Annotated in this window: 23 protein-coding genes; 10 read left to right on the top strand and 13 right to left on the bottom strand. The window is 72.1% G+C overall.

Going from position 1 to position 24036, the window contains the following annotated elements; translation table 11 throughout:
* Positions 1 to 227 precede the first annotated feature (227 nt).
* The 9 genes from ACZ4XX_RS14355 to ACZ4XX_RS14315 form a co-directional block, all read right to left on the bottom strand.
* Complete coding sequence (locus ACZ4XX_RS14355; protein WP_406054547.1) at positions 228 to 899, bottom strand: FadR/GntR family transcriptional regulator; 672 nt, start codon at positions 897 to 899, stop codon at positions 228 to 230.
* A gap of 203 nt (positions 900 to 1102) precedes the next feature.
* Positions 1103 to 2563, bottom strand: coding sequence for a polysaccharide lyase 6 family protein (locus ACZ4XX_RS14350; RefSeq protein ID WP_468508243.1), 1461 nt, complete (start codon positions 2561 to 2563; stop codon positions 1103 to 1105).
* A 53-nt stretch (positions 2564 to 2616) separates the two neighbouring features.
* Positions 2617 to 3948, bottom strand: a complete 1332-nt coding sequence (locus ACZ4XX_RS14345; protein ID WP_468508242.1) for an alpha-L-fucosidase — start codon at positions 3946 to 3948, stop codon at positions 2617 to 2619.
* Between the two features lie 50 nt (positions 3949 to 3998).
* A complete protein-coding gene (locus tag ACZ4XX_RS14340; protein WP_468508241.1) occupies positions 3999 to 5267 on the bottom strand; it encodes an enolase C-terminal domain-like protein in 1269 nt (422 codons plus the stop codon).
* Complete coding sequence (locus ACZ4XX_RS14335; protein WP_468508240.1) at positions 5264 to 6280, bottom strand: 5-dehydro-4-deoxyglucarate dehydratase; 1017 nt, start codon at positions 6278 to 6280, stop codon at positions 5264 to 5266. Before ACZ4XX_RS14335 ends, ACZ4XX_RS14340 begins: the two co-directional genes overlap by 4 nt.
* A 36-nt stretch (positions 6281 to 6316) precedes the next feature.
* Complete coding sequence (locus ACZ4XX_RS14330) at positions 6317 to 7183, bottom strand: carbohydrate ABC transporter permease (protein WP_468508239.1); 867 nt, start codon at positions 7181 to 7183, stop codon at positions 6317 to 6319.
* On the bottom strand, positions 7180 to 8175 hold the full coding sequence (locus ACZ4XX_RS14325) for a carbohydrate ABC transporter permease (protein ID WP_468508238.1): 996 nt from the start codon (positions 8173 to 8175) through the stop codon (positions 7180 to 7182). Before ACZ4XX_RS14325 ends, ACZ4XX_RS14330 begins: the two co-directional genes overlap by 4 nt.
* On the bottom strand, positions 8172 to 9497 hold the full coding sequence (locus ACZ4XX_RS14320) for an ABC transporter substrate-binding protein (protein WP_468508237.1): 1326 nt from the start codon (positions 9495 to 9497) through the stop codon (positions 8172 to 8174). Before ACZ4XX_RS14320 ends, ACZ4XX_RS14325 begins: the two co-directional genes overlap by 4 nt.
* A 302-nt stretch (positions 9498 to 9799) precedes the next feature.
* Positions 9800 to 10810, bottom strand: coding sequence for a hydroxyacid dehydrogenase (locus tag ACZ4XX_RS14315; RefSeq protein WP_468508236.1), 1011 nt, complete (start codon positions 10808 to 10810; stop codon positions 9800 to 9802).
* A gap of 152 nt (positions 10811 to 10962) precedes the next feature.
* Between ACZ4XX_RS14315 and ACZ4XX_RS14310 the strand changes: the two genes are divergently transcribed.
* The 3 genes from ACZ4XX_RS14310 to ACZ4XX_RS14300 are packed head-to-tail and all read left to right on the top strand — an operon-like array spanning position 10963 to position 13033.
* Positions 10963 to 11823: a fumarylacetoacetate hydrolase family protein gene (locus ACZ4XX_RS14310; protein ID WP_468508235.1), complete on the top strand. Its 861-nt coding sequence runs from the start codon at positions 10963 to 10965 to the stop codon at positions 11821 to 11823.
* A gap of 11 nt (positions 11824 to 11834) precedes the next feature.
* A complete protein-coding gene (locus ACZ4XX_RS14305; protein ID WP_468508234.1) occupies positions 11835 to 12473 on the top strand; it encodes a GDSL-type esterase/lipase family protein in 639 nt (212 codons plus the stop codon).
* A gap of 2 nt (positions 12474 to 12475) precedes the next feature.
* Positions 12476 to 13033: a hypothetical protein gene (locus tag ACZ4XX_RS14300; protein WP_468508233.1), complete on the top strand. Its 558-nt coding sequence runs from the start codon at positions 12476 to 12478 to the stop codon at positions 13031 to 13033.
* Positions 13034 to 13096: 63 nt separating this feature from the next.
* On the opposite strand, the gene ACZ4XX_RS14295 is transcribed toward ACZ4XX_RS14300, so the two are convergent.
* Positions 13097 to 15076, bottom strand: coding sequence for a calcium-binding protein (locus ACZ4XX_RS14295; RefSeq protein WP_468508232.1), 1980 nt, complete (start codon positions 15074 to 15076; stop codon positions 13097 to 13099).
* Between the two features lie 431 nt (positions 15077 to 15507).
* Here ACZ4XX_RS14295 and thpR point away from each other — a divergent pair, with 431 nt between their 5' ends.
* From thpR to ACZ4XX_RS14265, 6 genes are all read left to right on the top strand, one after another.
* The gene (gene thpR, locus ACZ4XX_RS14290) at positions 15508 to 16137 is read left to right on the top strand and encodes an RNA 2',3'-cyclic phosphodiesterase (RefSeq protein ID WP_468508231.1); all 630 of its coding nucleotides are present in this window, start codon (positions 15508 to 15510) and stop codon (positions 16135 to 16137) included.
* Positions 16138 to 16225: 88 nt separating this feature from the next.
* Entirely contained in the window at positions 16226 to 16918 is a 693-nt protein-coding gene (locus ACZ4XX_RS14285) for a VOC family protein (protein WP_468508230.1), read from the top strand.
* Between the two features lie 199 nt (positions 16919 to 17117).
* Entirely contained in the window at positions 17118 to 18035 is a 918-nt protein-coding gene (gene bla, locus ACZ4XX_RS14280; protein ID WP_468508229.1) for a class A beta-lactamase, read from the top strand.
* Positions 18036 to 18468: 433 nt separating this feature from the next.
* Positions 18469 to 18909 carry a DUF3995 domain-containing protein gene (locus ACZ4XX_RS14275; protein ID WP_468508228.1) on the top strand — a complete coding sequence of 147 codons (441 nt, stop codon included), beginning with the start codon at positions 18469 to 18471 and terminating at the stop codon, positions 18907 to 18909.
* A complete protein-coding gene (locus tag ACZ4XX_RS14270; protein ID WP_468508227.1) occupies positions 18896 to 19435 on the top strand; it encodes an RNA polymerase sigma factor in 540 nt (179 codons plus the stop codon). Before ACZ4XX_RS14275 ends, ACZ4XX_RS14270 begins: the two co-directional genes overlap by 14 nt.
* The gene (locus ACZ4XX_RS14265; protein WP_468508226.1) at positions 19432 to 19941 is read left to right on the top strand and encodes a hypothetical protein; all 510 of its coding nucleotides are present in this window, start codon (positions 19432 to 19434) and stop codon (positions 19939 to 19941) included. The genes ACZ4XX_RS14270 and ACZ4XX_RS14265 overlap by 4 nt, the downstream gene beginning before the upstream one ends.
* A 28-nt stretch (positions 19942 to 19969) precedes the next feature.
* Here ACZ4XX_RS14265 and ACZ4XX_RS14260 read toward each other — a convergent pair whose 3' ends face one another.
* The 3 genes from ACZ4XX_RS14260 to ACZ4XX_RS14250 are packed head-to-tail and all read right to left on the bottom strand — an operon-like array spanning position 19970 to position 22832.
* Positions 19970 to 20800 (bottom strand): ABC transporter permease, encoded by an 831-nt coding sequence (locus tag ACZ4XX_RS14260; RefSeq protein ID WP_468508225.1) that lies wholly within the window; start codon positions 20798 to 20800, stop codon positions 19970 to 19972.
* A complete protein-coding gene (locus ACZ4XX_RS14255; protein ID WP_468508224.1) occupies positions 20797 to 22029 on the bottom strand; it encodes an ABC transporter ATP-binding protein in 1233 nt (410 codons plus the stop codon). Before ACZ4XX_RS14255 ends, ACZ4XX_RS14260 begins: the two co-directional genes overlap by 4 nt.
* Positions 22029 to 22832: an ABC transporter permease gene (locus ACZ4XX_RS14250; RefSeq protein ID WP_468508223.1), complete on the bottom strand. Its 804-nt coding sequence runs from the start codon at positions 22830 to 22832 to the stop codon at positions 22029 to 22031. Before ACZ4XX_RS14250 ends, ACZ4XX_RS14255 begins: the two co-directional genes overlap by 1 nt.
* Positions 22833 to 23029: 197 nt before the next feature.
* Between ACZ4XX_RS14250 and ACZ4XX_RS14245 the strand changes: the two genes are divergently transcribed.
* The gene (locus ACZ4XX_RS14245) at positions 23030 to 23929 is read left to right on the top strand and encodes a winged helix-turn-helix transcriptional regulator (RefSeq protein WP_468508222.1); all 900 of its coding nucleotides are present in this window, start codon (positions 23030 to 23032) and stop codon (positions 23927 to 23929) included.
* Positions 23930 to 24036 lie beyond the last annotated feature (107 nt).

Genomic DNA, 24036 nt, shown 5'->3' with positions numbered 1-24036 from the left:
GGCCCGCCTACAACAGCACCCACCCCCCCCCCCCCCCCACCCACCCCCCCCCCCCCCCCCCCCCCCCCCCCCCCCCCCCCCTCGGCGTTGTGTCAGTCGTGCGTCCGCCCTGCGCCCGCCCTCGTCGCGGGTCCGTCGCGCGCCCCTCCTGGGTCCGTCCTGCGTCTCTCGCGCTTCCGTCGCGCGTCGACGGCGGTGGAGCCGGAGGAAGAAGCCGGGACCGCAGGTCAGAGCACGCTGTCGAGCCACCGGACGACGTTGGAGATGTGGATCGTCGCCCAGGCCTCGGCCGTGCGCGCGTCGCGCGCGGCGAGCGCGTCCAGGATCGCCCGGTGCTCCGACAGGGTCCGGGCCACGGCGGTCTCCTCGGTGATGCCGCGCCACAGCCGCGCCCGTACGGTGGCCCCGGAGATGCTGTCGAGGAGCGAGCACAGCAGCGGAATACCGGAGGCGGCCGCGATGCGCCGGTGGAACTCCAGGTCGCTGGCCACCAGTTCGTCCAGGCTCGGGGCGTCACCGAGCCGGTCGAGGAGCTCCCCTAGCTCCCTGATCTCGTCCTCGGGGATGCGCTCCGCCGCCAGCGCGGTCGCCGCCGGCTCCAGGATGCCCCGTACCTTCAGGGCCTGGAGCGCCTGGTCGTCCTGGTGGAAGTCCAGGACGAACGACACCGCTTCGAGCAACAGCGGCGGTTCGAGGCTGGAGACGTACGTCCCGTCGCCCTGCCGTACGTCGAGGATGTTCAGCAGGGACAGGGCCTTCACCGCCTCGCGCAGGGAATTGCGCGAGAGGCCCAGTTCGGCGGCGAGGTCGGCCTCCTTGGGCAGCCGGTCCCCCGGGCGCAGCGCGCCGGAGACGATCATCTCCTTGATCTTGCCGATCGCCTCGTCCGTAACTGCCAAGGCGTCCTCCTATGCAAGGCCAAATACATCGGATGTGTCTGTCGGGCGTCACCTTACTGCAGGGTGGCGAGGGGCCGGCCGGCCGCGTCGGGGACGCCGGCGGGAAGGCCGGGCGACGGGAGTGCGCGAGGCGCGCTCCGGGAGTCGGCAGCCGGCCCGGAGCGGACGTACGACGGGCCGGCTGCCCTTTCCCCCTGTCCCCGTCAGCGGGCGTTGGGGCCCACGTCCGCGGGGGTGAGCGGCCGGCGGATCGGCGTCGCCGTCGCGTACTCGTCGGCTCCGACGTCGCGCACGCCGCCCCGCGCGTCGCCGTCGACGTCATGGGTGACGGGTGCCGGGGACAGTGTCGCCGCGCCGATCGCCCGGCTCGTGCTCGACAGGCGGTACACCCCGTCGGAGCCCTTCACCAGGCGGGGGTCGGCCCGCAGGAATCCGCCGGCGGGGATGTTCCCGTCGGCCGCCGCCCCGAACAGGATGTTGCTCTGCCAGGTGAAGCGGACCGTGGTCGCCATCTCGACGAGGCTGCCGGTCTGGCCGACCAGCAGGTTGTCGGCGACGGTGATGTCGCGGGGCTCGTGGGGGCGGTGACTCTCGCCCGAGAGCGCGCCGCCCGCGTTGTCGAGGAGGGTGTTGTGGGCGATGAGGACGCGGTCGGGTGCGTCGTTGCCCCGGCGCGCCTCGGCGGATTCGCCGGGGACGTGGTCGCGTGCGGTTCCGCTGCCGATGACCATCGCCCGCCCGGTGAGGCCGGCCAGGTAGTTGTTGACGATGATGTGGTCGTTGCCGTAGATCCGCACGCCCTCCTCGCCGCCGATGAGGTAGTTGCTGTCGACGAGGGTGCCGTTGCCGTGGCGCAGGACGATGCCGCCGAGGCTGTCGCGGATGGTGTTGTAGCGGATGGTGTTGTCGGAGCTCTTCACGGAGATGGCCTCGGGGTCGCCGTTGGCCCGCTCGAACAGGTTGTACTCGACGAGCGCGTGCGCGCTGGAGAGGGCACGGGGGCTGACGCCGAGGCGGATGGGTTCGCCGCCGTTGGATCCCGCGAAGGTGTGGTCGGAGAAGTGGTTGCGGTGGATGTGCACGCCCTGCGCCATGGCCTCGCTGCCCGCGCCCTCGATGCCGAGGAAGATGCCGAGCGTGGTCTTGCCGTGGAAGTGGTTGCGGTCGATGACGGCCTCGTCGCCGCGCACCATGACCCAGTGCAGGCCCTCGATGTCCGCGAGCTGGAAGTCGTTGCGGGTGAGCCGGATGTACGTGCAGGTGGGCGGGATCTCCAGGGTGGTGCTCTGGCGGAAGGAGAAGCCGCTCACGGTCACGTTGCTGGACGCGTCGAAGACGAAGCTCCGCTCGCCGCGGAGCACGGCACCGCCCCGTGACGCGGAGACGATGGTGATCGGTGCGGTGCGGGAGCCGTTCTTGCCGGTGATGGTGAGGGGCTTGGCGGCGGGGACGGTGTAGGTGCCGTTCGCGACGACGATGCGGGTGCCCGGTCCGGCCGCGTCGATCGCGTCCTGGAGGTCGTCCAGGGAGCCGACGTCGACGGTGGGACCCAGGGGGCGCGCGGGCTTGCGGCGGGTGGCCTGCGCGTACGCCGGGGCGGAGAGGGGCAGGGCGGCGGCCGCCGCTCCTGCCGCGGTGCCGGTGAGGAACGTGCGTCGTTGCATGGTGCCTCCGTGATCGGTCGGACGAGTCGGATGAGTGGTACGCGTGCGGCCCGTCAGTTCGAGGCGTCGGGCCCGGGCGGGTCCGTCAGGTGCAGCTCGATGACGGGCACGGGTGTGTCGGGCCGCTGCACCGGGAGCCGGAGCGTGAGGGTGCCGGCCGGCTGGCCGCCCATCTGGGTGTTCATCGCCGGGCGGTCGGGGTCGAGCGGCTCCTGGACGATCTCCGAGGCGTCGTTGAGGAGCTGGGCGTACCGCACCCGGCCCGCGAGCCCGGGCAGGTGCAGATGGCGCAGCGGCCAGGAGAAGAGGTGGACGTAGAGCCGGTCGCCGCGCTGGGTGTAGCGGCAGTCGGCGGGCGGGGTGTGCGGGGAGGGACCGCAGCCGCGTACGGACCGTTCGTGCAGGTCGGTCCAGCGGCCGATCTCGGCGAGGGCGGCGGTGTCGCGCGGGTCGAGGTCGCCCCGGCCGGTGGGGCCGACGTTCAGCAGCAGGTTGCCGCCCTTGGAGACGCCGTCGACGAGCATCCGGATGAGCAGGTCGGGGCTCTTGTGGTCGAGGTTGTCGCGGTCGTAGCCCCAGCTTCCGTTGAGGGTCTGGCACGCCTCCCACAGGACCGGCCGGCCGTCGAGGGTCATCGGGGCGGAGGGCTGGTACTGCTCGGGTGTGACGAAGTCCCCGGGGAGGCCCGCCCGGTCGTTGACCAGGATGTGCGGCTGGAGTTCGCGGACCATCCTCATGAGCCGTGGGGAGTCCCAGTCGTCGGGGCCCTTCCCGCCCCACCATTCGCGGCCCGCGTAGGAGAAGTCGAAGAAGAGGTAGTCGACGCGGCCGTACTCCGTGAGCAGTTCGCGGACCTGGCCGTGCAGATACTCCTGGTACTCCCGGATGTCGCGGTCGGCCGCCGCGGCCTTGAACTCCTCGTCGTCGCGCTGCGGGTGCGTTCCGTCGACGGGGAACGACGGGTGGTGCCAGTCGATCAGGGAGTGGTAGAAGCCGACCTTGAGGCCTTCGGCGCGGCAGGCTTCGACGAACGGTCCGACCAGGTCGCGGCCGTGGGGTGTCTTCGTCACCTTGTAGTCGGTGAGTGCGCTGTCCCAGAGGCAGAAGCCGTCGTGGTGCTTGGTGGTCAGGACGACGTACCGCATGCCGGCGGCCTTCGCCGTCCGCGCCCACCGGACCGGGTCGTAGCGGTCGGGGTCGAAGTGGTCGAAGTACACCTGGTACTGCTCGTCCGTCATCCTCTCCCGGGTCTTCACCCATTCGTGGCGCGCGGCGAGGGAGTAGAGGCCCCAGTGGACGAACATGCCGAAGCGGTCGTGGGTGAACCAGGTCGTGTCGGGCGAAGGGGTCGACGGGAGGCCGGCGTCGGCGCGGGTGGAGGTCATGGGGCATCGTTCCTGTGCGGTCGGGAGGGGCTGACGGTCCGGCGGCGCCGTCAGGCCGGTTCGTGGACGTCTTCGCGGAGCCGTACGCCGGGGGCGACGCGGGCCAGGTAGCCGCTGTCGTCGCGGCGGGTCAGGCCGCACGCCAGGTACTGCCGGTGCAGGCGGTCCAGTGCGTCGCGGTCGAGTTCGACGCCGAGTCCGGGCGTGCGGGGGACGGTGATCGCGCCGTCGACGAAGGTCCACGGTGTGGTGACGACGTCGTCCTCGGGCCGCTTCCAGGGCCAGTGGGTGTCCAGGTCGTGGGTGAGGGCGGGGGTGGCGGCGGCGAGGTGGACCATCGCGGCGAGGCTGATCCCGAGGTGGGAGTTGGAGTGCATGGACATCCCGATGCCGAAGTGGTGGCAGGCGGTCGCCAGCTGCTGGCCGGCCTTGAGGCCGCCCCAGAAGTGGTGGTCGCCGAGCAGCACACCGACGGCCCGGGCGGGAATCGCCTCGGTCAGGTGTTCCCAGGTGACCACGCACATGTTGGTGGCGAGGGGCATCGGGGCGGTCCGGGCGAGGTCCGCCATGGCGGGGATGCCGGCGACCGGGTCCTCCAGGTACTCCAGTACGCCGGTCAACCCGTCGGCCACCCGGGCGGCGGTCTCCGGGTCCCAGCTCGCGTTGGGGTCGAGGCGGAGCGGATGGTCGGGGAACGCCTCGCGCAGGGCACGGATCGCGGCGATCTCGTCGTCCGGCGGGAGTACGCCGCCCTTCAGCTTGAACGAGCGGAAGCCGAAGCGGTCCGCCAGGAGCCGGGCCTGCGCCACGAGTCCGGCGGGGTCGAGGGCCGGTCCCCATTCGTCCGGCTCGTGGCCGGGGTGCGCGGCCCATTTGGCGAACAGATAGCCGCAGAAGTCGATCCGGTCGCGGGTGGCGCCGCCGAGGAGGTCGGACACGGGCCTGCCGAGGTGTTTGCCCTGGAGGTCGTGGCAGGCCACCTCGAACGGCGAGGTGACGCTCGCGACCGTCTTGGCCGCACCGCCCTCGCCGATGAGGCCGTGGGCGTCACGCGCCACACGGCCGCCGACGATCGCGTCGGTTCTCCGGGACAGTTCGTTGAGGTCGAAGGGGTCGAGGCCGGGCAGGTCGTCGGCGACGGCCCGGAGCAGGTCGAGGTGGGCGGCGTCGCCGTAGCTCTCGCCCAGGCCGTACGCGCCGGTGTCGGTCCTGACCTCGACCACCGCGCGCAGGGCGTACGGCTCGTGGACACCGACGGCGTTGAGGAGCGGCGGGTCGGCGAAGGCGACGGGGGTGACGACGACGGAGGTGACCTTCACGAGGCGACCGCCGCGGTGGGGGCGGCGGGGGCGCCTCGTCCCGGAGCGAGTCCGGCACCGGCGCCCTCCGCGATGGTGGTCCCGGCACCGCCCGCCGTCACGTCGGCCAGTGCGCGCCTGCCCCGGGTCAGGAGGTCCTTCAGCTGGTCGACGTGGTCCGGTGCCGCGTCGACCAGGGGTGCCCGGACGTGGCCGACGTCGAGCGAGCGGAGGCGGGCTCCGGCCTTGACGAGGGAGACGGCGTAGCCGGGGACCTGGTCGCGCAGGGCGGTCAGCGGCAGGTAGAAGTCGGCGAGGAGCCGGTCGGTGGTGGCGGTGTCGCCGGTCGTCAGGGCCGTGTGGAAGGCGCGGGCGATGTCGGGGGCGAAGCACAGGACGGCGGAGGAGTAGTCGCGGATGCCGATGGCCCGGCAGGCGGTCGCGCTGACCTCGGCGGTGGGCAGTCCGTTGAGGAAGGCGAAGGTCTCGGCGCGGGGGTGGCCGCTGCTGCGTACGGCGGTGACCATGCGGGCCATCGAGTCCAGGTCGCCGTTGCCCTCCTTGATCCCGGCGACCTGGGGCACGGAGAGGAGCCGGAGGGCGGTGGACACGCCGATCCTGGCGAGTCCACGCCGGTAGACGAGGACGGGGAGGCGTCCGGCGCGGGCGACGGACTCCACGTAGGCGAGGTAGCCGTCCTCGGTGCCGCCGACGAGGTACGGGGGCAGCAGCAGGATCCCGTCGGCGCCCGCGTCCGTGGCGGCGGCGACGGCTGCCAGGGCGTTGCCGAGGCCTCCCCCGGCACCGGCGAAGACGGGCACGCGGCCGGCGACGACACGGACGGCGTGCCGGACGACCGCGGCGTACTCGGGTGCGCTGAGCGAGGAGTACTCCCCCGTGCCGCAGGCGACGAAGAGGGCGGCGGGGCCGTGGGCGAGCTGGTCCTCGATGTGGTCGGCGAACACGCTCGTGTTCACCTCGTCGGCGGGGGTGAACGGCGTGAGCGGGAAGGACATCAGGCCGGACGGGATCACGGGTGGTGGTCCTTTCGGAGGGGTCGGCCGTTCGGGTCAGCCCTTGAGGGCGCCGCTGGACAGGCCGTGGACGAAGGAGCGCTGGAAGAAGAGGAAGACGATGACGGACGGCAGCAGGGCGAGCAGCGACGCGGCCATCACCACGCCCGGGGTGACGAGGGGGTCGACCCGCAGGGTGCGCAGGGCGAGCGGCAGGGTGTACGAGGAGGAGTCGGTGGCCACGAGCAGGGGCAGCAGGTACTGGTCCCAGATCATCGTGAAGCCGAAGACTCCGATGACGCCGAGCGCGGGCTTGCACATGGGGAGGATGATCTGCGCGAAGATCCGCAGGTCTCCGGCGCCGTCGATGCGCGCCGCCTCCTCCAGTTCCTTCGGTACCTCCTTCATGAACTCGGTCATGACGAGGATGGAGAAGGCCCAGGCGCCGACGGGCACGATCATGCCGGCGAGGGAGCCGATCAGGTTGAGGTGGACGACCGGCAGGTCGGCGAGGATCACGGAGAGCGGGATGGCCAGGATCTCCTCGGGCAGCATCAGCGTCGCCAGGATCGCGACGAAGACGAGGGTCATGCCCCGGAACCTCTTCCTGGCGAGGGCGTAGCCCGCGAGGACGGAGACGGCGACCTGGAGCAGCAGTCCGAAGCCGACGACGAAGAACGAGTTGAGGAGGTACGTGAGGACGCCCTGGTCGAAGGCGACGGTGAAGTTGTCGACGGTGGGGTCGGTGGGGACGACGCTGAGCTGGGTGGGGTCCTTGACGTGGTTGAACGCGCTGACGAGCAGGGCGAGCAGCGGTCCCGCGAACACCACGAGGACGAGGAGGTACGTGAGGAGCTTCAGGGCGCGGCCGGCGGCGCTGCGGCTCTCTGTGAGCCCGAGGGCGGTCTCGGTCGGCGCGCTCATTCGTTACCCCTCCGTCGGAACAGGTGGACGCCGACCGTGAGGAGCAGCGTCGCCAGGAACAGCAGGACAGCTCCGGCCGCGCCGACGCCGAGCCGGTTCTGTTCGAGGCCCAGCTTGTAGATCACGGTCATGACGACCTCGGTCGAGCCGTCGGGGCCGCCGTTGGTGAGCAGGAAGACCTCGGTGAAGACGCGCAGGCCGCGGATGGCGGCGAGGATGAAGAGGATGGTGAGGACGGCGCGCAGACCGGGGAGCGTCACGTGGCGGATGCGTTGGAACCTGGACGCGCCGTCGACCTTGGCGGCCTCGTACAGTCCGCGGTCCACCCCGGCGAGACCGGCGAGGAAGATCATCATGTCGTAGGGGGCGCCCCGCCAGATGCCGGTGAGCATGATGGAGGCCATCGAGGTGTCGGGGTCGTTGATGAATCCCGACGGGCCGAACCCCACCAGGCCGAGGAGGGAGTTGAGCATGCCGTCCTCGGTGGGGTGGTACATGATCCGCCAGAGTTCGGCGACGACCGCGATCGGTACGACGACGGGGAGGAAGGCCGCCGAGCGGACGAAGCCGAGCCTGCGGCCCTGTCCCTCCATGAGGAGGGCGAGGGTGAGGCCGAGCAGCATCGATCCGGCGGTCTGGCCGACGGCGAGGACGACGGTGTGCCAGGCGGCCTCGCGGAAGCCGTCCGAGGTGAGCACGGTGGCGTAGTTCTCGCCCCCGACCCACCGGTTGCCGAGGTAGGGCTGGACTTCCTGGAAGGACATGGTCAGCGCGCTGGCCATGGGGATGAACTTGAAGTAGAGGAAGAGGATCAGGGCCGGGGCGAGGAAGAGCCACGGCGTCCACCATCGGCCGCCGCGGCGGTTCCTCACGCGGCGGGAGACGGGCGGGCCGCTTCCTCCGGGCGCGGTCGGCGCCGGCCCTCGCCCGGTGGGCGGGGTGGAGCCGGCCGCCGGTCCGGCGGCCGTCTTCACCTGGTCGAGGCTGGTCATCCGGCGATTCCCTGCTCCTGGAGGATCCCGGCGAGCTTCGTGTCGAGGTCACGCAGCTTCTCGTCCAGGTCGAGGGAGCAGTCGGCCATCAGCGCGTTGACGGTCTCGGCGGTGGTCTGCCGTACGGGGGTCCAGTTGGGGATGGAGGGGGCGTAGCGCCCGGAGGAGCGGTAGACGTCGGCGTACGTCTTCCAGCGGGGGTCGGGGCGTACCTCGGTGACGTCGACCTTCTTGTTCACGGGGAGCTGGACGGTGGAGCCGTCGGCGCCCTCCATGCCGAGTTTCTGGCCCTCGGCGGAGATGGCGTACCCGGCGAAGGCGTCCTGTCCGGCGCGGTTCTCCGAACCGGCCATCAGATAGACGGAGCCGCCCTCGGCGAGCACGGTGGCGTCCTTGGGCCCCTTGGGCATGGGGACGACCTCGTATTTGTCCTTGCCGAGGGACGTGTCGAAGCGGGGCATGAGGTAGGGGCCGACGACGTACATGCCGGTCCGGCCCGCCTCGAACGTCTCGTTGGTCGGCGGGGTGTCCATGGTGACGGCGCCGGGCTGGACGACCTTCTTGTCGCAGCCGAGGGCGCGGAACCAGCGCATGGCCTCGGTCGACTCCCTGCTCGTCATCGACGGCTTGTACTTCCCCTGGCCCGTCTCGGTGATGAAGTCCCCGCCGGCGGCCCAGAGGAAGTTGGAGAAGTACCAGGAGGCGTAGCCGCGCTTGGTCGACAGCGGGGCGGCGAGGCCGTAGGTGTCCTGCTTGCCGTTGCCGTCGGGGTCGCGGGTGGTGAAGGCGGTGGCGAGCGCGGCGAGGTCGTCCCAGGTCCGCGGGGCCTCCAGCTTCAGCTTCTCGCGCCAGTCCTTGCGGATGAGGAGGGCGCCGGCCTGGGCGGAGTACGGGATGCCGTACTGCTTGCCGTCGACGCTCTTGCCGGAGTCCAGGCCCTGCTCGACGAGGTCCTCGCTGCTTTTGATCATGCTGAGGTCGATCTCCCTGAGGAGCCCCTGGCTGTGCATCGCGCCGAGCTGGGTGACGTCGTTCATGACGATGTCGGGCAACTGCCGCTGGGCGGCGCGCTGTTGGAGCTTCGTCTCGAAGTCGTCGAAGATCGCCGTGACCTTGACCTTGTGTCCGGTGGCCTTCTCGAAGCCCTCGACCAGCCTCAGGGTGGCCTTCTCGCCGGGGCCGCCGGGTGTGGTCCTGGTCCACAGCTCCAGCTCCGCCGTGGAGTCCTGCTTGGCGTCCGTCCCGGCAGGGCCGGACGTACAGCTCGTCAGGGCCAACGCCGAGGCGAGAAGACCCGCACCGATCCATCGCGTTCTCTGCATGACAACTCCTGTTCGCCGCCGTCGGCAGCTGGCCTGTAAGCGCTTGCCGGGGACGCTAACGCGCGGCCGAACGAGGGTCAATAGTCCGATGACTGAAAAGAGTTGAAACGAATGAGGGCTCGCGATGACACGTCCTAACAGGGACCCTCATCACCCGCTTGAGCAGTGAGGGAGCGAGATCGGGAGGTGAAGCGCTTCGCCTGGAGCCCGGGAGCGCTCCCGAGGGGCCCTCGCTCAGACATCGATCAAAGCTCCGATGTCTGAGCGGATGCAAGGGCTCGGGGCGCTCGAAACAGGACAGGCTATGCCCGGGTCGACGCCCGGTCCGGTGCGACGGCGTGACGCAGGGGCTCGCCGCATACCAGCCGACCGAGTTCGTCGCGCACGAGCTCACCGAGACGGGCGCGTTCGCGACCCATGGCGCCGGCGAGGTGCGGGGTGAGCAGGACGTTCGGCAGCGTGAAGAGCGGCGAGTCGGGGGCGGGCGGTTCGGGCCAGGTCACATCGAGCACGGCGGTGAGGTCGGGCCGGTCGCGAAGCACTCCGATCACCTCCGGCTCGTCCAGCACGGCGCCGCGGGCCGTGTTGATCAGGGTGGCGCCCTCGGGGAGCAGCGACACGAGCCGCCCGCCCACGAGGCCTTCGGTCTCGGGCAGGAGGGGGGCGTGCACACTCACGACGTCACAGGAGGCGAACAGCTCGTCGATTCCCGTCAGTCGGACGCCCAGCTCCCCGGCGGCGGCCGGGTCGATCACCGGGTCGCAGGCGAGCACCTCGACGCCGAAGTGCCGTAGCCGGTCGGCGACGAGCCGGCCGATCTCGCCCAGTCCGAGCAGGCCCACGCGGGACCCGTACCCTCCGGCCACCCGCGGGTCGTGCGGGAAGCGGCGGACGACCGTCACCTCGCGGCCGAGGCGGTGGACCTGCTTCAGGCCGAGCAGGATCTGGGCGAGGCTGAACTCTGCGACGGGAACGGCGTTGGCCGCGGCCGCGGACACGATGGGGATGCCGCGGGCCCAGAACTCCGGCGGTGTCAGATGGCGTACCGAACCGGCCGCCACCATCACCGCGTTCAGCCTCGGCGCACGGGAGAGCAGCGCCTCGTCGAGCACCGGGGCTCCCCAGCCGGTGAGCAGGACGTCGACGTCTTCCAGTACTCCGGGGTCCTGGAGAAGGGCGTCACGGGTGAGGGCGGGGGCGCGCCAGCGCGCCAGGCGTCCGATGTCCTCGATGACGTGCGCCGGGTAGACATCGGCCCTGCGCTCCTCCTCCATCACCAGCAGGACGTGGGGTGTTGTGGTCGCAGCTGCCATCGGCTCGGCCTCCTGGGGCATGGCGGTATCGGCGGCCCACACGATACATCGGAGGACAGGCCTCATCCCGTTCAAGGGCTGGACAAAACTGCGGGCGATTGCTTGCATTCCCCAGTCGATACATCCGATGTCTATGGTGAGGGATGGCTGGCATGCGCGTGCTGAGGGTCGGGGAAGCAGGGGCGGAGCGCCTCGCGGTCCTGGACGGGTCCGGCGGGTTGCTCGATGCCTCCGGCATCGCCGACGACATCGACCACCGCTCGCTCGCCGACGGCGTGCTCGACCGCCTCGCCGAGGCCGTGACGGCGGGAGCCCTGCCCGCCGTGGATGTCCCGGTCGACCGCGTACGCGTCGGGGCGCCGGTCGCACGGCCCGGGAAGGTCGTCTGCATCGGCCTCAACTACCGTGACCACGCGGAGGAGACGGGCGCCGAACCCCCCGCCGAGCCCGTGGTCTTCATGAAGGACCCGTGGACGGTCTCCGGGCCCTACGACGAGGTGCTGATTCCGCGGGGCAGCGTCAAGACCGACTACGAGGTCGAGCTGGCCGTGGTGATCGGCAGGACCGCCCGATACCTGGAGAGCGACGAGGACGCGCTCGCGTACGTCGCCGGGTACGCGGTCTCGCACGATGTCTCCGAACGCGCGTTCCAGCTGGAGCGCGGCGGTCAGTGGGACAAGGGGAAGAGCTGCGAGACGTTCAACCCGCTCGGCCCGTGGCTCGTCACTCCGGACGAGGTCCCCGACCCGCAGAAACTCTCGCTCCGGCTGACGGTGAACGGCGTCGAGCGTCAGCACGGCTCCACCGCGGACATGGTGTTCCCCGTCGCCGACATCATCCGCTACCTCAGCCGGTTCATGGTCCTCCACCCCGGGGACGTCATCAACACCGGCACCCCGGCCGGTGTGGCCCTCGGCCGGCCCGAGCCCCGGCCGTACCTGCGCCACGGCGATGTGGTCGAGTGCGGGATCGACGGCCTCGGCACCATGCGCCAGACCTTCCGACAGGCTTGAGAGGAGACGTGATGCGGTTCACCCGGGACGACCGGCTGCTCTTCATCGGTGACTCCGTCACGGACACCGGCCGCGACCGCGAGGACCCCGCCTCCCTCGGCGACGGCTACGTGCGGATGATCGCCGAGGCCCTGCCCTCCCCCGCGACCGTCGTCAACAAGGGAGTCGCCGGCCATCGGATGTACGACCTGGAGGCCCGCTGGACCACCGACGTCCTCGCCCTCACCCCCTCGGCCGTCACCGTCCTGATCGGCATCAACGACACCTGGCGCCGCTACGACCGCGGACTCCTCAGCCCCGTACCGGAGTTCGAGGCGTCCCTCGACCGCGTCCTCACCCTCACCGGGGAGAAGGGCGGCCTCCGGCTGTTCGTCATGACGCCGTTCCTGCTCCCGGCCGGCCCCGAACAGGAGACATGGTTCGAGGACCTCACGCCCCGTATCGACGCCGTCCTGCGCGCGGCGGCCGCGCACGACGCGACGGTGGTCCGCACGGACCTGGCGCTGGCGCGCGCCGCCGAGGTGTACGGCGCGGCGGCCATCGCCCCGGACGGGGTCCATCCGAGCCCGCTCGGACACCGCGTCATCGCCCGGACCTGGCTCGCGGCGGCCGCGACGGAGAGGGGGCGCACCTCGTCTGAGAGGCTGTGAGCATGACTGACATGCCCCTCTGGCGTCGGCCCACCCGCAGTGGCTGGCGCATCGCCGTCGACGACGCCCGCACCCGCGCCGACGTGATCGACGCCGCCGGCAGCGTACGGGCGTCCGTCCCCATCGAGCCCGTTCAGCACTTCACGGGGTGGTTCGCCAAGCGCCAGAACGCGGTCGTGAACCAGGCGTTCGAGGCCGACGGCCCGTCGCTGCCGGCCCGTGGGCCGAGCGCGCTCTCGCTCCGACCGCACGATCCGGACGCCTTCGTCAGCGACGGTGGAGCCGACGGGCGTCGCCGCGAGAAGACCGGACGGGCCACCGTCCACGGCCGGAGCTACACGTTCCTGCACACCGACGGCCGGAGTGCGGACGCGATGCGGGACGGCGCCCGCATCGCGTCGTTCGTCAAGCACGGCTTCCGCCCCCGGGACGGGCACGTCAGCCGCGACGATCACCTTCTCCTGGACGAGACGGACGAACTGGTCCTCACCGTCTTCGAGAAGCTCCTGAGGCCCGGACGCCCCGGCGCCGTGTCCGACGTGCTCACCGGCCTCGGCTGACCGGGACACGTCCGGGGGCGTCCGGGGTGTCGGGGAACCCCGCGCCGGTCCTCCCGGGGCTCGTCAGGGGCAACTGATGCGGATGTCGCCCGGGTCGGTGGTGCAGGTGTCCGTGCCGCTGCCGCCGTTCGCGGTGTCGTTGCCCGGGGTTCCGTCGGTGGTGGTCAGGCGGTCGTTGCCGTAGTAGCCGGTCAGGGTGTCGTTGCCCGGACCGCCGTTCAGGGTGTCGTCGCCGAAGCCGCCGTCGATGTTGTCGTTCCCGAAGCCGCCGTGGACCGTGTCGTTGCCGTAGCTCGCCCGGATGGTGTCGTTGCCGCCGAGGCCGCAGATCACCTCGTTGCCGAAGCCGCCGTTGATGGTCTCCGCGGCACTGGTGCCGATGACGGTGCACCCGCGCGCGTTGTTCACCGACGTGGTCGCGGTGGCCGTGTTGTTGGAGGCCACCGGGTCCTGCGGTGAGCCGCTGACGCCTGCCGCGTCGGTGAGGGTGCCGACGGCGCGGGGTTCGGCCGTCACCGCGACCGTCGCGCTCGCGCCCGGGGCCAGGCTGCCGAGGGCACAGGTGGCCCCCGTCGTGGTCGTCGTACAGGTGCCCTGTGAGGGAACGGCCGAGATGAGCGTCGCGCCGGCTCCGGAGAGCGTGTCGGAGAGCGAGACGCCGGTCGCGGTGGCCGTGGACGTCGCGGCGTTGGTGACCTGCACCGTGTAGGTGGCGCGGTCGCCGATGCTCACCGCGGTCGTCCCGGTCTTCGTCACCGACAGATCCGCGCTCGGCGGGGGCGGGGTCGTACCGTCACCGCCCTGGTAGCGCGCGAGGGCGAAGGCGAAGCCCGCTCCGTACCCGGCCGCGACGATCTTGCCGTCGGGCTGGACGAGCACCCCGCGCGCCTCGTCGAAGTCGTTGAACCCGGTCACGACGAATCCGTCGCCGCCGAAGCCGGTGTCCACCGTGCCGTTGACGTTGAGGCGGGTGAGGCCGAAGTCGTTGGCCTCGGAGCTGTTCGGGTCGTCCGCCCGCCCGGCGAGCACGATCTTGCCGTTCTGCTGGAGGGCCAGACCGTACGCGATGCCGCCGTCGCCGGGGGCGTTGACCGAGGTACGGCCGCCCGTGCCGAAGCCGACGTCGGGGGTGCCGTTGGCGTTGTAGCGGAGGGCGGCGAAGCCGAGGCCGCCGGAACCTGCCGCGACGATCCTGCCGTCGGGCTGGACGGCCACGGCGTTGCCGAACTCGGTGCCTCCGAAGTCCGCGGTCACCATGCCGTCGCCGCTGAAGGAGGCGTCGAGGGTTCCGTCCGCGTTGTAGCGGGCCACGCCGATGTCGAAGGCGGTGTTGCCCACGTAGCCGACGGACACGATCCCGCCGTTCGGCTGGAGCGCCATGCCCCGCGCGATGCCGCCGCCGTCCTGCGGCGAGGTGGGGGTGAAGCCCGCGACGACCGCTCCGTCACCGCCGAGGGTGGGGTCGAGGCTGCCGTCGGTGCCGAGGCGGACGAGCGCGAAGCCTCCGCCGCCGCCCTTGCCCACCGCGACGATCCTGCCGTCGGGCTGGACGGCCACGTCCGCGCCGTCCGCGGACCCGCCGAACTCCTCGACGCGCACCAGGCCGCCGTCGCCGAAGCCCGTGTCGAGGCTGCCGTCGGTGTTGTACCGGGCCACGGAGAAGAAGCAGCAGCCGCCGCCCTCCTCCGCGATCACCTCGGTGGTGCCCGCCACGACGATCTTTCCGTCGGACGGCTGGACGGCGACGGCGTTGGCCGTGTGACTGCCTCCGCCGAAGTCGCTGGTCACCGTGCCGTCCCCGCCGAAGGCGGTGTCGAGGCCGCCGTCGGTGTTGTAGCGGGCGAGCGCGAAGCCGGCCTCGCTCACACCGACCACGACCAGCCTCCCGTCGGCCTGCCGCGCGATGTCGTGGCCTTCCGCGTACCCGGTGATCGGGGTCGTCACCCGGCCGTCGGGGCCGAACGTCGGATCCAGGTCGCCGGGCGCGGCGAGCGCGGTGCCGGGCAGCGCGAGGACGAGCGCCATGCCGAGTGCGAGGGGCACTCCGGCCCTTCCGCCGGGCCTGCGCCGCCGAACCGCCGGTCTCAGCTGTACGTGGGTCATCTGCGTACGAACCTCCGTCTTCGTGGTGTACGGGGAGCAGCGCACAGCTTCGTGCCGGAGCGGGCGCCGTTCCCGCGGGCCGTGCCGGACTAGGCTCACCGGCCCCCGGGAACCACCCCCGCGAGGGAGCGCGCGGGGCGCGATTCCGGTGCCGGCTCGTCGTGCGCCTCGTCGGCGCCCTGTTCGCACGCTGACGGTCCGGCCCCGAGCCGCAACCGAGGCCGGTACCCAGGTCGGTCCCGGGGAGAGGGTGCCCACGCGTCCCCGGCCTCGGTTGCGGCTCGGGCACCGCGTACCCTCGCATCGGAACGGCCACCGGCCTCGCCGGATGCGTGACAAGCGGGGCGAGCAGGGCGAGCAGGGAACGGAACATGACTCAGGCGCGGGGGCAGGGAACGGAGCCCGACGAGGGCGAGCGGGATCGGGAGCAAGAGCGGACGTCGACGGTCCGTGTCTTCATCGCCCTCGCCCCGCCCGACGAGGCGAAGGACGAGCTGGAGCGGGAACTCCGCCCCGCGTACGACGCGTACCCGCAGATGCGGTGGAACCGTATCGAGGACTGGCACGTCACCCTGGCGTTCCTCGGCGAGCTTCCGGTCGGGACGGTGCCGCTGCTCCGACCGCCGCTCGCGGACCTCGCGACGTCCCGCGGGCCGGTGGAACTGGCGCTGCGGGGCGGCGGCACCTTCGACGAGCGCGTGCTGTGGAGCGGGATCGACGGGGACGTCGACGGACTGCACCGGCTCGCCGCCGACGTGCGCGGTGTGGTCAGGGAGTGCGGCATCCCCTTCGAGGACCGGCCGCTGCGCCCCCATCTGACGCTGGCACGCGCCCGCCGCGACGACCCGTCGAGCGTGGTGGACGTGGCCGCCGGTCTCGCGGGCTTCACCGGTCGCCCCTGGCGGGCCGAACGGCTCCACCTGGTGGGCAGCAACTTCGGCCGGGGCCCGGGGCCGATCCGGTACCGCGACATCGAGGCCTGGACGTTCGACGGGAGCTGACCCCCGCCCTCGCCCCGCTGCCGGTGCGGCACCACCGATCCCTGAGGGCGCGTCACCCCTGCACCCGTGGCTGCGAGAATGTCCGACCATGGAGACGACACTGAACGGCCCGCGTGCCTCGGCCGCGGTCGGCGACGCGGGTTGGCGCTATCTGCTGGGCGGCCTCCGTACGGCCGTCCCGGTCGGGTCGATGGCTCAGGCGGCCGACGTGGCGGCGCTCGCGGTCGCCGCGTGCGGTGAGGACGCCGAACGTCATCTCGCCCTCGACATCCGGTCCGGGCGGGTCCTCATGACCCTGCAGTCCGCCGAGCACGCGGGCGTCACCGTCCTGGACGTCGAACTCGCGCACCGGGTGTCCACCGCCGTCGGCGGGCTGGGGCTGCGCACCGAGCCCGAGATCGCGACAGGGGCACCGCGGTCGCTCCAGCTCCTGGAGATCGCGATCGACGCGCTCGACATCGCCGCGATCCGGCCGTTCTGGAAGGCGCTCCTCGGGTACGTGGGCGAGCCGGGCCTCGACGGGCCCTGTGCCCCGCTCGTCGATCCCCTCGGGCAGGGCCCGGCGGTGTGGTTCCAGCAGCTGGACGTTCCGCGCCCGCAGCGCAACCGCGTCCACTTCGACCTCTGCGTGCCGCACGACGAGGCCGTGCGGAGGCTCGACGCCGCCCTCACGGCGGGCGGCCGTCTCGTGTCCGAGGATCGGGCCCCGGCCTTCTGGGTCCTGGCCGACGCCGAGGGCAACGAGGCCTGTGTCACGACGTGGCAGGGGCGGGACGGCTGACGGCCTGGCGCGACGTCCGGCTTCGGGCCGGTCTCCGTCCAGGCGCGACGTCCGAAGGCCTGGCGCGACGTCCGGCTTCGGGCCGGTCTCCGTCCTGGCGCGACGTCCGACCTCCGGCCATGTTCGTGCTCGTCGAAACCGGTCGGGGGTGGCTGTGCGTGTCTCCCTGTGAAGCGATCACTCCGGAAAGGGATTCACCTTGTCCACAACAGGTTTCAGCCCGTCCCGTCGCAGTGTCCTCGGCCTCGGTGCCGGTGCCGCGCTCGCCGTCGCGTTACCGCTCGGCGGTACGGCGTACGCCTCCACTCCCGGCGGGGAGGACCTCGTCGCACGGCTCAGGGAGCTGGAGGAGCGGCACGCCGCACGGCTCGGTGTGTTCGCCCACGACGTGCGGACCGGGCGCTCCGTGGCGTACCGCGCCGACGAGCGCTTCCCGATGTGCTCGGTCTTCAAGACCTTCGCCGTCGCGGCCGTGCTGCGCGACCTCGACCACGACGGCACCTTCCTCGCGCGGCGCATCCGGTACACGGCGGCGTACGTCAAGCGGTCCGGCTGGTCCCCCAGGACGGAGCTGCCGGAGAACCTCGCCGACGGGATGACCGTCGCCGAGCTGTGCGACGCCACGCTGCGCTTCAGCGACAACACCGCCGCCAACCTGCTCCTCCGCGAGCTGGGGGGTCCGACCGCCGTCACCCGGTTCGCCCGGTCGATCGGCGACCGTACGACCCGGCTCGACCGCTGGGAGCCCGAGCTGAACTCGGCGGAGCCGTGGCGCAGGACCGACACCTCGACGCCCCGCGCCATCGGCGGGAGCTATGGACGCATCCTCCTCGGCGACGCGCTCCCGCGCCGGGACCGGGAGCGGCTCACGGAGTGGATGCTCGCCAACACGACCAGCGGTGCGCGGTTCCGCAAGGGGCTGCCGGCCGACTGGATCCTCGCCGACAAGACGGGCGGCGGTCGCTACGGCGGCAACAACGACGCAGGCGTCACGTGGCCGCCGGACGGCGGCCCGATCGTTCTCACCGTGCTGACCACGCGGTTCGTGGAGGACGCGGCGCCCGTCGATCCGCTGGTGGCCGACGCGGCCGCGCTGGTGGCGGCGGAACTCGGCTGATCGCAGAAGAGCGCGCAATAAATGGCTTGAGCGTCGCCGCGAGCTTTCCTAGGCTGTGGTCACACGCTGAAAGGAGGTGATCCGAGAACATGGTTTCTTTTCGGATTCGTGAGGTGACTGCGGGCTAACGGCCTGCCGTCGCACTCTGTGCACCTCGGCAGGTCATCTGCCGAAAACCACGCAGTCACCCGACCCGTGGGCCGCCGGTAATCCGGCCGGCTCCCGTCCGAACTCGAGCGGACGGGACCAAGGCCCACGGGTCGTCTGCGTTCCCGGCCCCGCGCCCCTGCACCCTCACCTCCTTGCACCCGTGCGCCCCTGCACCCCTGCACCCTTCACCGTGAGCTGGATCACAGGGAACCTTCGGGGAGTACGGCTCCTCCTCGGAGTGTCGGCGCACTGCGGCGCCGGCCTCGGAACGGAGGGGAACCCCATGGCGGTCATCGACATCGAGCGGCCTCGTACGATCATCGGCGGACGCGGTGTCGCCGTGCTGCTCGCCGTGCTCGCGCTCGTGCACCTCTACTGGGCCACCGGCCTGACCTGGCCCGCCGCCGACGAGCGGGCCCTGTCGCTCGCCGTCCTCGGCAGCGTCGTGTCCTTCGGGCCGGCCGTGGTCCTGCCGCTCGCGGCCTTGGAGGGATGCGTGGCCTTCGCCGTCGCGCTCCACGCGCGCGGTGGAGGTCGCCGAGGCATCCCGCGCCTGGTCACGGCCGCCGTCGCCGCCGGGATACTGCTGCGCGGGGCCGTCGGGCTGGTGTGGATCGTGGTCGGCAGGGACGGCTCGGGAGAGGCGTTCCCGTGGCTGAACGCGCTCGTGTACACGCCGCTGTGCCTGGTCTTCGGAGGGGCGGCCCTGCGTGCCGCCCGCTGACCCCGTCCCCGCGGCCGGGCCCGCCGGGCCCGCCGACCGGGGCGTCGTGCTGGTCCGGGCCGCCCGGCGCGGTGACACGCTGGCGCTGCACGACCTGCTCGACCACCTCACCCCGTACATATCCCGGATCTGCCGGCCCATCGCGCTGGACGACGGACCGGACGCCACGCAGGAGGCCCTGGTGGCGGTCTTCACCTCGCTGCGTTCCCTGCGGGAGCCGGAGGCGCTCTACGGGTGGGTGCGGGCGATCTCCGTACGGGAGGCGGTGCGGGTGGCGAAACGAGCGGGGCGGGCGCGGCCGGCCGAGCTCGCCGACGTACCGGAGCGGGGAGATCCGGAACTGGCCGCCGACATCGACGACGTCCTGGCGCGGCTGTCGCCCGCGCACCGGGCCGTTCTCGTGCTGAGGGACATCGAGGGGATGGACGAGGAGTCCGCGGCGGCGCTGCTCGGCGTACCGACCGGCACGGCGAAGTCCCGGCTGAACCGGGCCCGGCAGAGCTTCCGAAAGGCGTGGTCCGTGTGAAGGACGACAAGGAGAACAACGCGAGTGACGTGAGCGATGAGGGCATCGGGGGCGGGGGCGCTCCGCTGCTCGACGACGTACGGCGGATGCACGTCATGGTCGCGGGTGTCCGGGGTGCCCGGCTCGTGGAGCGGGTGCTCCCCGCGCCGCTCCCCCGGGTCTGGCAGGTGATGGGTGATCTGGAGGGCGGCTTCGGGGAGTTCCAGCCCGACATGCGGTCGGTCCGGATCCTGCGGAGCGACGGTGACCGGGTGGAGGCCCTCGCCCGCAGCCGCTACGGGCTGCGGGCGCACTTCCACGGCGTGCTGCGGCCCGGCTGGTGCTGGCTGCAGAGCCGGTTCCTGGTGATCGGGATGGCGGCCGTGGAGGCTGAGGAGGAGAGCGGGCACACGCGTGTCGCGCTCACCGGTGGCGTACGGGTCCCCGGGCGCGCGGCGCTGGTGCCGTTCGGCGCACGGCGCGAGCTGGAGGAGGCGATGACGCGCCTGGCCGCGCGGGTCGGGTGAGGTGCCCGGTTCCGGCGGCCGGGCGTCCTCAGGCCAGGCTCAGCGTGCCCGTCCGTCGGGCGCGGGCCTCGCCCACGCGCAGGATCAGTGCGGCGGCCGAGAGGAGCACGACGCTCAGTGCTCCGAGGCCGAGCAGGGTCGGGGCGAGTTCGCCTGCCGTGCGGTGTTCGAGCAGGGCGCCGCGGACCGCGAGCAGGCTGCCCGTCAGCGGGAAGACGGCGCCGACGATCTGGACCGCGGCCGGGAGTGCGAAGTGCGGGAGGCGGACGCCCGAGACGAACCAGAGGGGCTCGTCGAGGATCGTGTATAGGAAGGCCGAGTCCCGGGAGAAGACCAGGAGGCTGTTGAGGAACGCTCCCCACGCCACCGCCGGGACCAGCAGGGCCAGGAGGACGATCCCGTACATCCACCACGCCGACACCGACAGCGTGCCGAAGCCGGTCAGAGCGGCGACGGTGAAGCAGGTGAGCAGCCAGGCGTTCTGGAGGAGCGCGCCGGCGCCGTTGGCGAGCATCAGGGTGAGCCGGCCGGCCGGGGAGAGGAAGAGCAGTTCGAGGGTGCCGGTGGTCCGCTCGAAGGAGAGGTGCCAGGCGCTCTGGACGAGGGAGAAGAAGAAGGCGTACGCGAGGGTGCCGGTGGCCAGGAAGGCGAGCAGGCGCTCGGGATCGGCGGCAAGGGGCCAGTTCTCGGCGGCCCGCGAGGCCGTGGCGACGGGGCGCAGGGTGTAGTAGGTGGTGGCCAGTTGGAGGACGGGCCAGACCAGCATGGAGAAGACGACGAGCGGCTGGCCGAAGAGCCGGCGGTGCTGCTTGAGCGTCTCCGCGGCGAAGACCCGCAGGGCGTGACGGAGATGCTTCACGGGGTGCCGCCCTTGCCTCCGGCGGTGGCGGTGGCGGTCCCAGCTGCCGTCGCCGTCGCCGCCGCGGACACGGTGTCGAAGGGAACCGGGTCGGAGGGAACAGGCGCGGTGTCCGGCGGAGCGGTCGCCACGCCCGTCACGACGAGCGCCTCGGCGGTCCCGTCGGCCGTCCCGGTCGCGCTGGTCGCGCGGGCGGTCCCGGCCGCCCAGTTCCCCCGGGTCACGACGTGTCCGGCCCCGAGCGGGGCGAGGCCCGCCTCGCCCCGCTCCGCGAGGGTCAGGATCGCGTCCTCCAGGCTCGCCTCGGCGATCTCCAGGCCGCCGATGGAGCCGCCCGCCTCGAACACCGCCGCCGTCAGCGGGCCCGCCATGTCGCCGGGGTGGCGCAGAGTGATCAGTTCTCCGCCGTCGGGGAGGGTTTCGCGGGTGGCCCCGAAGGCGTCCGCGACGGCCCGGGTGCGCTCCGTCGGGTCGGTGACGGTCAGGCGGACGGTCCGGTGGCTGCCGGTCGCGGCCTTCAGCTCGGCCGGGCTGCCCTGGGCGAGATGACGGCCGGCGGAGATCACGTACACATGGCCGCAGAGTTCCTCGACCTCGGCCAGATAGTGCGAGGTCAGCAGTACCCCGGTGCCGTCGTGCGCGGCGAGGTCGGCGACGACACGGCGGAGGTCGCGGGCGATGGGGGCGTCGAGGCCGAGGGTCGGCTCGTCGAGGAGGAGGTAGTCCGGGCGGTTGATGAGGCCGCGGGCGATGGCGAGCCGCTGGGTCATGCCGCGCGAGTACCGCTCGACCATGGTGTCGGCGGCGTCGGACAGGCCGACGAGGTCGAGGAGTTCGCCGGTCCTGCGGCGCAGGTCGGCCTTCGGGACGTCGTAGAGCTGGCCGAAGTACCAGAGGTTCTCGCGGCCGGTCATGCGGGTGTAGACCATGCGCTCGCCGCCGGCGATGAGGTTGATGCGGCGGCGTACGGCGCGGGCGTCGGCGACCGCGTCCAGGCCGTCGACGCGTACGGTGCCGGCGCTCGGCCGCAGGAGCGTGGCGAGGATCTTGATGGTCGTGGTCTTCCCGGCGCCGTTGAGGCCGAGGAGCCCGGTGACGCGACCGCGGGGGATGTCGAGGTCGAGGCCGTCGACGGCGCGCTTGAGGGTGCGGGGGCCGAGAATCCCCTTCTCCCGTACCGGGAAGTCCTTGCGCAGACCGCGGACTTCGATCGCCGTGGTCGTGGTCATCAGTACGTCCTTTCGACGGCGCGGGCCTCGGCCCGCGGCAGCCAGGCCAGCCCCAGGAAGAGGTAGGCGCAGGTGAGGGCGGCGCAGACGGCGAGCCTCGGGAGGAGTTCGGGGAGGGACTGGCCGCCGGTGAAGCTGCCGTGCAGGACGTCCATGGCCGAGGTGGTGGGGAGGAGTTCGGCGAACCAGCGGACCGGTTCCGGCAGGTAGCCGCGCGGGAAGGTGAAGCCGCCGACCAGGCCGAGCACGATGAAGACGGTGTTCTGCGAGATGTGCGCCTCGCCCGCCGCGATCATCAGTCCGCCGAGGCCGACCGAGAGGGCGAAGACGGCCGCGATCAGCGCGAGGGCGCCGAGCAGCGCGCCGGGCACGGAGGAGACCGGCACGGTGATGCCGAGGACGGCGACGACCAGGCCGAGGGTCAGGAACTCGAGGACGCTGCTGAGCACCGCGAAGGCGGTGAAGCCCAGCAGGTACGGGAGGCGGCCGGCGGGGGCGATGAGCAGGGCGCCGAGCGTGCCCTGTCGCTGTTCGGTGATGAGGGCCTTCGCGGACCAGAGGATCAGCCGGACGGCGAAGTGGAAGGCGGTCGTGCCGACCACGATGTAGGCGAGGTAGGCGGTGGTGCCGCTGCCCTCGGCGAAGTCGGCGCCGACGGCCCCGCCGCCGATGACGTGGAAGCCGAGGTGGGCGAGCGCGATGGTGAGCGCGGCAGGCAGGACGGTGCCGACGGCGTACGTCCACGGGTAGGCGCGACGGGTCGTCTGCCAGGTGCGCCAGGCGGTTGCCCAGGCTATGGGCATGAAAAGGATCCCTCCCCCGAAGAACACTGGAATCGAGCGAGTTCCCATCGGGAACTTACGAGTGAGTTTCTATCGGGAACTCACTCGATGGCGCAAGATGGATCACCTACGGACCGGATGCGGTCCCGATACGGCTCGGGCCGGTCGGGCCCGCACCGGTCGAGCCCGGACCGGTGACCCAACGAGGAGGACATGCCATGGCACGAGCCGTTCCCGACCGCGACGCCGCCTGCGCCATCGCTCAGGCCGCGGCCGTCGTCGGCGACTGGTGGAGCCTGCTCCTCGTCCGCGAGACGGCGCGAGGGCGGCACCGCTTCGACGAACTCCAGCGCGAGCTGGACATCTCCCGCAAGGTGCTCACCGAGCGGCTCAACCACCTCGTCGACAGCGGGGTGCTCGACAAGGTCCCGTACCAGGAGGGACCGGTCCGGTTCGAGTACCGGCTGAGCGACGCGGGGCGCGCACTGCTGCCCGTCCTGGTGTCGATGCAGGACTGGGCCGATCGCTGGCTGCTCGGCGACGGCGCACTGACCGCCTCCGCCGACGAGCGGAGCGCCGAGGCCCAGCGAGTCCACGGCCTGCTCGGCACCCGGCTGCCCCGGCTCACCTTGCCCGTGCACACCGGCGGCGCGCTCGACCCGGTCGACGCCGGGGCCGACGCCACCGTCCTGTTCTGCTTCCCGGCGACCGCCCGGCCCGCCCCCCTACCGGACGACTGGACGGACATCCCCGGCGCGGCGGGGTGCACCCTGGAGAACCGGCTGTTCCGGGAGGCGCACGGGAGGTTCGCGGCGGCCGGCATCGCGGTGCGCGGAGTCAGCACCCAACGCCCGGACGAGCAGCGGGCGTTCGCGGCGGCCGAGGAGATCCCCTTCCCGCTTCTCTCCGACATGGACAACGGGCTCTCGGCGGCGCTCCGGCTGCCGACCTTCCGGGCCGGCCAGGCCCTCCGGCTGAAGCGCGCGATCCTGGTGGTGGACCGCGAACGGACCGTACGGCACGTGCAGTTCCCCGTCGCGGACATCCCGGCGGCCGTGGAGACGGCGTGGCGCGAGGGGGCGTCGGTCGCCTCGGGGGCATCGGTCGCCGAGGAGTGAGCGGTGACCGAGGAGCGATCGGGCCGGCAGGCCGAATCCGGCAGGTCAAATGGCTTCGCCGGTGCCGAAGTTGGGTGTCAGCACCCATGCCGGGGCGGCCGTCCTGC

Source organism: Streptomyces sp. NPDC029956 (assembly GCF_055574655.1).
Note: the sequence above shows the minus strand (reverse complement) of the source record. Positions and strands in the feature narration are given on the sequence as shown.

Excerpts from the sequence above, each read along its gene's own strand:
- ACZ4XX_RS14245 (WP_468508222.1), top strand. The coding sequence starts at position 23,030 with ATGGCACGAGCCGTTCCCGACCGCGACGCCGCCTGCGCCATCGCTCAG.
- ACZ4XX_RS14325 (WP_468508238.1), bottom strand. The coding sequence starts at position 8,175 with ATGACCAGCCTCGACCAGGTGAAGACGGCCGCCGGACCGGCGGCCGGC.
- ACZ4XX_RS14315 (WP_468508236.1), bottom strand. The coding sequence starts at position 10,810 with ATGGCAGCTGCGACCACAACACCCCACGTCCTGCTGGTGATGGAGGAG.
- ACZ4XX_RS14255 (WP_468508224.1), bottom strand. The coding sequence starts at position 22,029 with ATGACCACGACCACGGCGATCGAAGTCCGCGGTCTGCGCAAGGACTTC.
- ACZ4XX_RS14320 (WP_468508237.1), bottom strand. The coding sequence starts at position 9,497 with ATGCAGAGAACGCGATGGATCGGTGCGGGTCTTCTCGCCTCGGCGTTG.
- ACZ4XX_RS14275 (WP_468508228.1), top strand. The coding sequence starts at position 18,469 with ATGGCGGTCATCGACATCGAGCGGCCTCGTACGATCATCGGCGGACGC.
- ACZ4XX_RS14250 (WP_468508223.1), bottom strand. The coding sequence starts at position 22,832 with ATGCCCATAGCCTGGGCAACCGCCTGGCGCACCTGGCAGACGACCCGT.
- ACZ4XX_RS14300 (WP_468508233.1), top strand. The coding sequence starts at position 12,476 with ATGACTGACATGCCCCTCTGGCGTCGGCCCACCCGCAGTGGCTGGCGC.
- ACZ4XX_RS14350 (WP_468508243.1), bottom strand. The coding sequence starts at position 2,563 with ATGCAACGACGCACGTTCCTCACCGGCACCGCGGCAGGAGCGGCGGCC.
- ACZ4XX_RS14285 (WP_468508230.1), top strand. The coding sequence starts at position 16,226 with ATGGAGACGACACTGAACGGCCCGCGTGCCTCGGCCGCGGTCGGCGAC.
- ACZ4XX_RS14310 (WP_468508235.1), top strand. The coding sequence starts at position 10,963 with ATGCGCGTGCTGAGGGTCGGGGAAGCAGGGGCGGAGCGCCTCGCGGTC.
- thpR (WP_468508231.1), top strand. The coding sequence starts at position 15,508 with ATGACTCAGGCGCGGGGGCAGGGAACGGAGCCCGACGAGGGCGAGCGG.
- ACZ4XX_RS14305 (WP_468508234.1), top strand. The coding sequence starts at position 11,835 with ATGCGGTTCACCCGGGACGACCGGCTGCTCTTCATCGGTGACTCCGTC.
- ACZ4XX_RS14345 (WP_468508242.1), bottom strand. The coding sequence starts at position 3,948 with ATGACCTCCACCCGCGCCGACGCCGGCCTCCCGTCGACCCCTTCGCCC.
- ACZ4XX_RS14330 (WP_468508239.1), bottom strand. The coding sequence starts at position 7,183 with ATGAGCGCGCCGACCGAGACCGCCCTCGGGCTCACAGAGAGCCGCAGC.